Annotated in this window: 5 protein-coding genes and 1 other RNA gene; 4 read left to right on the forward strand and 2 right to left on the reverse strand. The window is 62.0% G+C overall.

Going from position 1 to position 6000, the window contains the following annotated elements; translation table 11 throughout:
* Positions 1 to 129: 129 nt before the first annotated feature.
* From PHF15_RS06870 to rhtB, 3 genes are all read left to right on the forward strand, one after another.
* Entirely contained in the window at positions 130 to 1266 is a 1137-nt protein-coding gene (locus PHF15_RS06870) for an aminotransferase class V-fold PLP-dependent enzyme (protein ID WP_300119957.1), read from the forward strand.
* Positions 1267 to 1397: 131 nt separating this feature from the next.
* On the forward strand, positions 1398 to 2273 hold the full coding sequence (gene htpX / locus PHF15_RS06875; RefSeq protein WP_300119958.1) for a protease HtpX: 876 nt from the start codon (positions 1398 to 1400) through the stop codon (positions 2271 to 2273).
* 16 nt (positions 2274 to 2289) lie between these two features.
* The gene (gene rhtB / locus PHF15_RS06880) at positions 2290 to 2919 is read left to right on the forward strand and encodes a homoserine/homoserine lactone efflux protein (protein ID WP_300119959.1); all 630 of its coding nucleotides are present in this window, start codon (positions 2290 to 2292) and stop codon (positions 2917 to 2919) included.
* On the opposite strand, the gene PHF15_RS06885 is transcribed toward rhtB, so the two are convergent.
* Both PHF15_RS06885 and cysK read right to left on the reverse strand, forming a co-directional pair.
* Positions 2903 to 4636, reverse strand: coding sequence for an FAD-dependent protein (locus PHF15_RS06885; protein WP_300119960.1), 1734 nt, complete (start codon positions 4634 to 4636; stop codon positions 2903 to 2905). The genes rhtB and PHF15_RS06885 overlap by 17 nt on opposite strands.
* A gap of 96 nt (positions 4637 to 4732) precedes the next feature.
* Positions 4733 to 5650, reverse strand: a complete 918-nt coding sequence (cysK, locus tag PHF15_RS06890) for a cysteine synthase A (RefSeq protein WP_300119961.1) — start codon at positions 5648 to 5650, stop codon at positions 4733 to 4735.
* A gap of 114 nt (positions 5651 to 5764) precedes the next feature.
* On the opposite strand from cysK, the gene rnpB reads away from it, so the two are divergent.
* Positions 5765 to 6000, forward strand: an RNA gene (gene rnpB, locus PHF15_RS06895) — RNase P RNA component class A; the annotation flags it as partial.

The raw sequence follows: 6000 nt of genomic DNA on the forward strand, positions 1-6000 counted from the left end.
CGATAACGACCAAGTTCATTCACAAGCTGCGAGACGTTGACCTGAAAAGCGGGTTGTTTCGGATGTTCAAGCTCACTGGCTCATGCTAAGCTGGGGCCCATTCAAATCACACTCACAGGAGCGCTTTTCATGCCCGGACTTCTTCCCAACATCGACCCTGATGGTCTGCTTGAGTTTTCGGTGGTTTATACCGACCGTGCGCTCAACCACATGTCCAAGCGCTTTCAGGGCGTGATGACCGACATCTCGCGCATTCTCAAAGAGGTCTATCACGCTCAATCGGCGGTGCTGGTGCCGGGCAGCGGCACCTTTGGCATGGAAGCCGTGGCGCGCCAGTTTGCCACCGGCAAAAAAACCCTGGTGATCCGCAACGGCTGGTTCAGCTACCGCTGGACGCAGATTTTCGACATGGGCAGTATTCCCTCGGAATCGACCGTGCTCAAGGCGCGTCGCGTTGGCGACGACAAGCAGGCGCCGTGGATTCCCTGCCCGGTGGACGAGGTGGTCGCCACTATCCGCGCCAAAAAGCCCGATGTGGTGTTTGCCCCGCACGTCGAAACCGCTGCCGGCATGATCCTGCCCGACGACTATCTGAAAACGGTGGCTGACGCGGTGCATGAAGTCGGCGGCCTCTTTGTGCTCGACTGCATTGCCTCGGGCGCCATGTGGGTCAACATGGAAGCCACCGGCGTCGATGTGCTGGTGAGCGCGCCACAAAAAGGCTGGAGCGGCTCGCCCTGCTGCGCCATGGTCATGTTGAGTAGCAGGGCCCGCGCTACCATCGACGCCACCACCAGCACCAGCTTTGCCTGCGATTTAAAAAAGTGGCTGCAGATCATGGAAGCCTACGAGAAGGGTGGCCACGCCTACCACGCCACCATGCCGACCGATGCGCTCATGCGCCTGCGCGAGGTCATGGAGGAAACCCGTGCCTACGGTTTTGAGAAGGTCAAGGCCGAGCAGGCGGCGCTGGGCGCCAAGGTTCGCGCCCTGTTTGAGAGCCGCGGCATCAAGAGCGTGGCCGCCGAGGGTTTCAAGGCCCCCGGTGTGGTGGTGAGCTACACCACCGATGCCGACATCCAGAACAGCAAAAAATTCCTGGCGCTCGGCCTGCAAACCGCCGCCGGCGTGCCGCTGCAGTGTGACGAGCCTGCTGATTTTTCGACTTTCCGCGTCGGACTGTTCGGCCTGGAAAAACTTCACAACGCGGACCGCAGCGTGGCGCACCTCACGGGCGCATTGGACGCCATGGGCTTGACGGCTTGATGATCAAGGCGGCCGTCAAATAGGCACTTGACGTGGGGAATTAAGCGCAACCGGCCTTGAATTTCGGGGTTTCACCACTACCATTCGCTGCCATGAACGGGGATTCCGTTTGATTCGGTGAAAAGGAAATCATGAAACGCATTTTTTTATTTGTTTTGACCAATGTGCTGGTGGTGGCTGTGCTCGGCACGGTGGCAAGTTTGCTGGGGGTCAACCGCTACCTTACCGCCAGTGGTCTGGACCTCGGCGCGCTGTTGGGTTTTGCGCTGGTGATCGGCTTTGGCGGCGCCATCATTTCGCTCCTGATCAGCAAGCCCATGGCCAAGTGGACCGCGGGCGTGCGCATCATCAACCAGCCGGCCAATGTTGATGAAGCCTGGATTGTCGAGACCGTGCGCAAGCTCGCCGACAAAGCCGGCATCGGCATGCCCGAGGTCGGTATTTTTGAGGGCGCGCCCAATGCCTTTGCCACCGGGGCCTTCAAGAACTCGGCGCTGGTGGCGGTCAGCACCGGTTTGCTAGCCGGCATGAAACATGAAGAAATCGAGGCCGTCATCGGCCACGAGATCGCCCACGTCGCCAACGGCGACATGGTCACCATGACGCTCATTCAGGGCGTGATGAACACCTTTGTGGTGTTCCTGAGCCGCGTTATCGCGTATGCCATCGACAGCTTTTTGAACAAGGGCAACGAGCGCTCCAGCGGCCCCGGCATCGGCTACATGGTGACCACCATCGTGCTTGACATCGTGCTGGGTTTTGCCGCTGCCATGGTGGTGGCCTGGTTCAGCCGCCACCGCGAGTTCCGCGCCGACGCCGGTGCCGCCCAATTGATGGGACGGCGCCAGCCCATGATCAACGCACTGGCCCGCCTTGGCGGCTTTCAGCCCGGGGAACTGCCCAAGAGCGTGGCTGCTTTCGGCATTACCGGTGGCATCGGCAAATTGTTTTCGACCCATCCGCCGATCGAAGACCGCATTGCCGCGCTGCAAAACGCGCAGGGCTGAAAGCTAAACTCGGCTAATGGAACTCGCCACCTGGCTCACTTTTTTTGCCGCTTCCTGGGCCATCAGCATTTCGCCCGGACCGGGCGCGATTGCGTCGATGAGCGCTGGCCTGAATCACGGCTTCAGGTATGGCTACGTCACCGTTTTTGGCCTGGTGCTGGGCATCTGGTCGCAACTGTTGATTGTGGGGGTCGGCCTGGGAGCGCTGATTTCCACCTCCGCGACCGCGTTCACGGTGGTCAAGTGGTTGGGCGTGGCCTATCTGGTGTGGCTGGGCATTGCGCAGTGGCGCGCCCCGGCACGGCCCATGGTGGCGCTGTCGGACACGGGCGCGGTTGTGAGCAGGCGCACCTTGATCCTCAAGGCCTGGATGATCAACGTCGTCAACCCCAAGGGCACGGTGTTCCTGCTGGCGGTGGTGCCGCAGTTCATCAACCTGAGCCAGCCGCTGTTTGCTCAATACCTCATCATTGGCGCCACGCTGGCCTTCACCGATATGGTGGTCATGGCGGGCTACACGGCGCTGGCTTCCCGGGTGCTGGGCGCCTTGAAAGAGCCGTCGCACATCCGCGCCATGAACCGCATTTTTGGCACCCTGTTTGTGCTGGCCGGCTCGCTGCTGGCCTTGTTCAAGCGCGCGAGTTGACGTTGCGCGCCAGCGCCTCGGCCACCTTGATGCCATCGACCCCCGCCGACAAAATCCCGCCCGCATAACCCGCGCCTTCACCCGCCGGGTACAAGCCCCGGGTATTGACACTTTGGAAATCATCGCCGCGCGGCATACGCAGCGGTGACGAGGTGCGGGTTTCCACGCCGGTCAGCACTGCATCCGGCATGTCGAAGCCCCTGATCTTCTGGCCAAAGGCGGGCAGCGCCTCGCGCAGCGCGGCAATGGCGTAATGCGGCAGGGCGGGGTGCAGGTCGCCCAGTTTCACGCCCGGTTGGTAGGACGGCAGCACTGAGCCAAGAGTGGTTGATGCCTTGCCCTCGATGAAGTCGCCCACCAGTTGCCCGGGTGCCTCGTAGTTGCCGCCGCCCAGCACATAAGCGCCGGATTCGAGCTGGCGCTGCAGGTTGATGCCCGCCAGCGGGTGCGTGGCGCCCGGCTTTGTAACTTTGATGCGCTCGGCTTCTTCCGCATAGCGCGGGCCGGCTAAAGCGCCAAAGGCCTGCACAAAAGCCGCTTGGTCCTGGCAAAAGTCAGCGGGCTCGATGCCCACCACCATGCCCGCATTGGCGTTGCGCTCGTTGCGTGAATACTGGCTCATGCCGTTGGTCACCACGCGGCCAGGCTCGCTGGTGGCCGCCACCACCATGCCACCGGGGCACATGCAAAAGCTATAGACCGCGCGGCCGTTGCTGGCATGGTGCACCAGCTTGTAGTCGGCCGCGCCCAGGCTGGGGTGGCCGGCGTGGCGGCCCCAGCGGGCGCGGTCGATCACGCTTTGCGGGTGCTCGATGCGAAAACCCACCGAGAACGGCTTGGCATCCACCGTCACGCCGCGCTCATGTAGCATTGCAAAGGTGTCGCGCGAGCTGTGGCCCAGCGCCATCACCACTTGGTCAGCGCGCATCTCATACGACTGTCCAGTAGCCTGGTCCAGCACGGTGAGGCCGCGCAGGTGCCGGCCCTGCGCGCCGTCTTCCACCAGCACGTCGGTCACGCGCTGCTCAAAGCGGATGTCAGCGCCCAGCGCGATGATCTGGGCGCGCAGGTTTTCCACCACCTTGACCAGCTTGAAGGTGCCGATGTGCGGGTGCGACTCCACCAGAATTTCTGGCGGCGCGCCGGCGTTGACGAACTCCTGCATCACCTTGCGCCCCAAATGGCGCGGGTCCTTGATCTGGCTCCACAGTTTGCCGTCGGAAAACGTGCCGGCGCCGCCCTCGCCAAACTGCACATTGCTTTCGGGGTTGAGCACGTGTTTGCGCCAAAGTCCCCAGGTGTCCCGGGTGCGTTCGCGAACCTTTTTGCCACGCTCCAGCACGATCGGCTTGAAGCCCATGTGGGCCAATATCAGCGCAGCAAAAATCCCGCAGGGGCCAAAACCCACCACCACCGGGCGCAGCGCTAAATCAAACGGGGCCCGCGCCACCAGCCGGTAGGTCATGTCGGGTGTGGCAACGATGTGCGGGTTGCCCGCGTGCTGCTGTAGCAAAGTAGCTTCCTGCTCCGGTTTGGCCAGTGCCACATCGACGATATAAACCACCTTCACCTGGGCTTTGCGGGCATCGAAACTGCGTTTGAAAATGTGCCACTCGGCCAGTTCCGCCGATTGGAGCGCCAGCGTTTGCAATATCAGCGCGTTGAGGTTGTCAGGCGTGTGGTCAAGCGCGAGCTTGAGTTCAGAGAGTCGGATCATTGTGCGGGCTGGTTGGGCTTGTGTTTATCAAGCAGAAGCTGCGCATTTTACGGGCTGCCCAAGGGCAACCGGCGATATCTCAGGGCGTGTGGACGATCAGACCGGCAGAAAGCCTTCTACCGACAAATATCGCTCGCCGGTGTCGTAATTGAAGCCCAGCACGGTTGAGCCGGCGGGCAGTTCGGGCAGCTTTTGCGCAATGGCGGCCAGCGTGGCGCCGCTGGAAATGCCTACCAGCAGGCCTTCTTCGCGGGCACTGCGGCGGGCGAATTCGCGTGCCGGTTCGGCATCGACCTGGATCACGCCGTCGAGCAACTCAGCGTGCAGGTTTTTCGGAACGAAGCCGGCACCGATGCCCTGGATCGGGTGCGGCCCCGGAGTGCCGCCCGAGATCACCGGCGAGGCCACGGGCTCGACCGCAAACACTTTCAGCTTGGGCCATTTGGCTTTCAACACCTGCGCCACGCCCGTCAGGTGGCCGCCAGTGCCGACGCCGGTGATGAGCACGTCGATGCCATCGGGAAAGTCCGCCAGGATTTCTTGCGCCGTGGTGCGCACATGCGCGTCAATGTTGGCCGGGTTCTCGAACTGCTGCGGCATCCAGCTTCCCGGTGTGGCGGCCACCAGTTCTTCGGCCCGGGCAATGGCACCTTTCATGCCCTTTTCACGCGGCGTCAAGTCGAAGCTGGCGCCATAGGCCAGCATCAGTCGGCGGCGCTCAACGCTCATGCTGTCAGGCATCACCAAAATGAGTTGGTAGCCTTTGACTGCGGCCACTAGTGCCAACCCCACGCCGGTGTTGCCCGAGGTCGGCTCGATGATGGTCGCGCCGGGCTTGAGCACGCCGGAGGCTTCAGCGGCCTCGACCATGGCCAGGGCAATGCGGTCCTTGATGGAGCCGCCGGGGTTGCCTCGCTCGGACTTGACCCACACCCGGTGCGTGTCGCCAAACAGGCGGTTGATGCGGATGTGCGGCGTGTTGCCAATGGTTTGCAGGACGTTGTCGGCTTTCATGCGGAGCTCCTCGAATTGATTGAGCAAGCATTTTGAACTACTTGATCGATTGTTTTGGGCATAAGCTTAGAAGCCCGTGCAGTAAGCCAGGTTCAGCCGCGATAATCGGCGCGTGAAGCCCGCCAGACTGCCGCTGGTGCAATTCTGGAAACAGAGCACTGGAGGAACGTCCGGACTGCATAGGGCAGCGTAGCAGCTAACGGCTGTCCACTGAAAGCCCGGGGCGCAAGCCCCGGGTACAAGGTGAGGATCAGAGCAACAGAGACGAGCCGATTAAGTTCGGGTGAAACGGGCAATCTCTACGCGCAGCAATACCAAATAGGCACACGTTGATGGGGCCCCCGGAGTGT

Source organism: Rhodoferax sp. (genome assembly GCF_028689295.1).
Classification (GTDB): domain Bacteria; phylum Pseudomonadota; class Gammaproteobacteria; order Burkholderiales; family Burkholderiaceae_C; genus Rhodoferax.

Coding starts and splice junctions, on each gene's coding strand:
- PHF15_RS06885 (WP_300119960.1), bottom strand. CDS start 4,636: ATGATCCGACTCTCTGAACTCAAGCTCGCGCTTGACCACACGCCTGAC.
- rhtB (WP_300119959.1), top strand. CDS start 2,290: ATGGAACTCGCCACCTGGCTCACTTTTTTTGCCGCTTCCTGGGCCATC.
- cysK (WP_300119961.1), bottom strand. CDS start 5,650: ATGAAAGCCGACAACGTCCTGCAAACCATTGGCAACACGCCGCACATC.
- PHF15_RS06870 (WP_300119957.1), top strand. CDS start 130: ATGCCCGGACTTCTTCCCAACATCGACCCTGATGGTCTGCTTGAGTTT.
- htpX (WP_300119958.1), top strand. CDS start 1,398: ATGAAACGCATTTTTTTATTTGTTTTGACCAATGTGCTGGTGGTGGCT.